The sequence below is a fragment of the Protofrankia sp. CiP1_Cm_nod2 genome, from assembly GCF_920664355.1.
Taxonomy (GTDB): Bacteria; Actinomycetota; Actinomycetes; order Frankiales; family Frankiaceae; genus Protofrankia.
On record NZ_CAKKTL010000353.1, the window covers coordinates 1 to 3,780 of the forward strand.

The window sequence follows — 3,780 nt, forward strand, 5'->3', positions numbered from 1 at the left end:
GCCGAACGCGATCCCCGCCTCCCAGACCCCGTCCGCCCAGCCGCGGGTGATGTCCAGAATCTGTTCGGGGCGGGCGTTCGTGGCGAAGTCGAGGTCGGCGCCGGACGGGTCGGAACGGCCCAGCAGAGCGTCCCGGACGGACCCACCGACCAGATACAGGCTGTAGCCGGCGTTCGCGAAGACCCGTCCGAGAGCGTCCGCCGCGGGTGGCACCTTGAGCAGGGCGCTCACCGCCCGTTCCGCGGAGTCACGTGGATTGTCCAAGCAGATCACCGACACCGCCCCAGGGTATAGGCGGCCAGGGCGCGAACGCCCATGGTCGTTCAGCCGTTCGGCGGCCCACGGCCGTCCGGCGGCCTGGTGCGGGCGGCCGAGGTTGCCTGGTCGAGCGCCCGGGTACGGGCGGCCTGGTGTGAATCCCGCTCGCGGTTCCGTCGGCGCCGCCTGGCGCGGGGGCCGACAAGAGCGACAAGAGCGTGGCCTGGACGCCAGGGGGACGCGCGCCCGGGTTGTGAGCGGCCGGGGCACGGTGGGCTTTGGCGTTTACCGTTCGTTGCCGGGGCCGCCACCAGCGGACAGGCTACGGGCGCATGCTGGGAGAAGCGGCGCGCAAGGCTCGTACGATCAGCCCATGGCCCCGTTCCCGGCATCCCCTCGGCGGCGGTTGCGCCAGGTGGAGGAGACTTCGGCGGGTGGGCTGGTGTTGGACGACCGTTCGGAAATGGCCAATGCGGCGCTGATAGCACGCCGTGACCGGAATGGCCGTCTGCTGTGGTCGTTACCGAAGGGCCACGTCGAGAACGGGGAGACAGCGGAACAGACAGCGGTCCGGGAGGTGGCGGAGGAGACTGGTGTGACCGGACGGGTACTCGGCCGGCTCGGCATGATCGACTTCTGGTTCGTCACCGGACGGACGCGCGTGCACAAGACCGTCCACCACTATCTCCTGCTTCGCACGACCGGGGAGCTCTCGGACGTCGACGTCGAGGTCGCCGAGGTCGCGTGGGTGCCGCTGGCCGAGGTTCCGCGCCGGCTCGCCTATGCGGACGAGCGCGGCCTCCTGCGCCGGGTGCCGGCCATTCTCACGGACAGCGTGTGACAGCCGGCCAGGCGCGTCCGGCGGCGCGGCGTACCGCTATGGTAGCCGTAATCATACTGTCGGTGATATTTTTGCTGCTGAGCACGATGGCCCACGCCCGGGCCGGCCCGTCGTCCACAAGTTCCACGCGTGTATCCACAGGTTCGTCCACAGACCAGGCCGGACCTGTGGATTCGGCTGGGCCCACGGGCTCGGCGGAGCTCGCGGGCCCAGCGGACGCCACGGGCCCCTCCGGTGGGCTACGGCCGCGGCCCGCCGGAGGGGCCCGGTCCACCCAGTCCGGTGGGATGGTCCAGCCCACCGAGCGGTCCGCCACGGCGGTCCAGTCCGCTCTGGTGGTCCAGTCCGCCACGGCGGGCCGGGTCACCACGGCCGTGGCCACCGGCGTCGCCCGGCCGGTCCGGGTGGCGCTCGACGGGCTGTCCGCCGTTGCCGGCCCACAGCTGCCACTGACCGTCACCGGTCATCTGGAGCTCACCGGCACCGAACAGATCTCCGGTGTGGAGATACGGGCTGAGCTGGCGCGCGCGGTGTCCAGCCGCAGGGAACTGGCGAACCTGCGTGAGAACCCGGCCGCCGCGGCCACACTGAACTATCCGACCACGGTGGTGTCCAGGCCGGTGGCGAGCAGGCTCGTGCCGGGAGCACTGCCGGCCACGTTCACCGTGGACGCGCGGCTGACGGGGCTGGGCCTGCCGGCCGCACTGCGGATCTACCCGTTGCGCCTCACCGCGTCCGGCGTCGTCGGCGGCCAGCGCCAGGTCGTCGGGACGACCTACTCCTCCCTGATCTGGGTGCCGGCCGCGGTGACCGCCCCCACGCCGGTCTCGGTCGTACTGCCGCTGGCGGAGGTGCCGCGGCTGCGCGCCGACGGCCGGCTCACCGACGACGGCCTGACCGAACTGGTGGCCCCCGGCGGCCGGCTGAACCGGCTGCTGGACGCCGTCACGCCGAGCGACGGCCGGCCGGCGCCACCCGTCGCCCTCGCGGTCGACCCGCTCCTCGTCCAGACACTTCAGATCATCTCCAGCGGCCCGTACGAGGTGGCCACACCGTCCGGTCCCAGCCCCCGGCGGGCGGTCCGGGACGCGGCGGCCTTCCTGACGAAGCTGAAGGCGTTCGCGGACGCCGGCGGAACGATCTTCGCTCTGCCCTACGGGGACGTCGACGTGGTGGCGCTGACCCGCGCCCAGGAGTTCCACAGCATCCTGGTGGCGCTGCTGACCGGCCGGACCGTCATCGCGAACGCGACCGGCCGCGGCCCGGACGCGACGATCGCCTACCCCGGCGACGGGCTCGTCGACGCCCCCACCCTCGACCTGCTGCGCCGCATGGGCGTCACGACCGTGATCGCGGACTCCCGCCTGCTGCCGCCGAAGGACCCGGAGAAGACCTACACCCCCGCGAGCGCCACCGGGATCCCGACATCCGGTGGCGTCGCGCGGGTACTGGCCGCCGACCAGCCGCTCGGGGTGCTGGCGGCCGGTCCCGCCGGCGGGACCGGTGAGACCGGCTCGCCGACCCAGGCGGAGTCGTTCCAGGGCCTCCTGGCCGAAATAGCGATGATCACCGCCGAGCGGCCGGGGCTGGCCCGCCCCCAGACGATCGCGCTGCCGCGTTACTGGGACCCGCCGGCCGGCTGGGCGCAGATGCTCATGGGCGGCCTGTCCACGCCGTTCTCCCGGCCGGCCGCGCTGCCGTCGACACCGGCGGCGCAGACCGCCGCCGCGGGAACCGGCTCCACGGGAAGCAACCCGGCGGGAAGCAACCCGGCGGGGCAGGCTGCCCCGGCCGACGAACGCGGCCGGCTGGCCTACCCCGGCTGGGCCCTCGCAGCCGAGCTGCCGGTCTCCCGAGTGATCGCAGCCGAGGACCTGCGCGGCCAGATCCACGCGCTGAAGTCCGTCCTGTGCCCGCCGGACTCGGGCGCCGCCGGCGTGCGCAACTGCGCCGCCGCGGGCATCGACGCGATGGAGAACACGCTCACGTCGTCCGAGTCGGTGGCCTGGCGGGCGGGCGCCGCCGGCACGGCCGGTGCCGACGAGCTGGGCACGGGTGTCGCCGGCGAGGTACAGGCGCTGCGGGACGGCATCCGGGTGGTCGCCTCACGCAGTGTGTCACTGACCGGCAAACACGGGACGGTTCCGGTCACGCTCGAGAACAACACCGAGGTCATCATCAACGTGCTGCTCTCGCTGTCCTCGACCGACCGAGCCCGGCTACGATCAGCGACCCAGGTTAAACTCACGGTGCCACCTCTGCAGAAGGTGCAGGTGGAGATCGAGGTCGATGCCGAAGGTGCCGGAACGTTCCCCGTCGATGTCACGATCCTCACCCCGGCCGGCAAGCCGCTGTCAGCCGCGCCGCCGGTGCGGATCCTGGTGAAGTCCACGGTCTTCGGCGTGATAGCGGTGGCGATAACGGGAGGGGCGCTGGCGGTTCTGGTGTTCGCGGTGCTGCTCCGGCTGGCCCGTCGGCTGCGGACGTTGCGCGTGCGGACGCCCACCGCGGCGTCCGCACGAACCGGACCGGCCCCGCCGGGCGGTGGGCCCGTCCTGGCCGAGACACCGCGGGCGACCGGGGCCACCGGGACGGTCGGGCTGTCCACGCGGCCCGGGCTGTCCGGGCTTTCCGGCTCGTCCGGGCTTTCCGGCTCGTCCGGGCTTTCCGGGCCGTCCGGG

The 3,780-nt window shown here is 73.1% G+C and carries 2 protein-coding genes and 1 pseudogene; 2 read left to right on the plus strand and 1 reads right to left on the minus strand.

Annotated elements, in window-relative coordinates; genetic code table 11:
- Positions 1-273, minus strand: a pseudogene (locus NBW84_RS23175) (CCA tRNA nucleotidyltransferase); the annotation flags it as partial.
- A 400-nt stretch (positions 274-673) separates the two neighbouring features.
- Between NBW84_RS23175 and NBW84_RS23180 the strand changes: the two are divergent.
- Both NBW84_RS23180 and NBW84_RS23185 read left to right on the plus strand, forming a co-directional pair.
- Entirely contained in the window at positions 674-1,099 is a 426-nt protein-coding gene (locus NBW84_RS23180) for an NUDIX hydrolase (RefSeq protein ID WP_250287384.1), read from the plus strand.
- 38 nt (positions 1,100-1,137) lie between these two features.
- On the plus strand, positions 1,138-3,780 hold a 2,643-nt coding region (locus NBW84_RS23185; RefSeq protein WP_445548833.1), incomplete at its 3' end, for a DUF6049 family protein.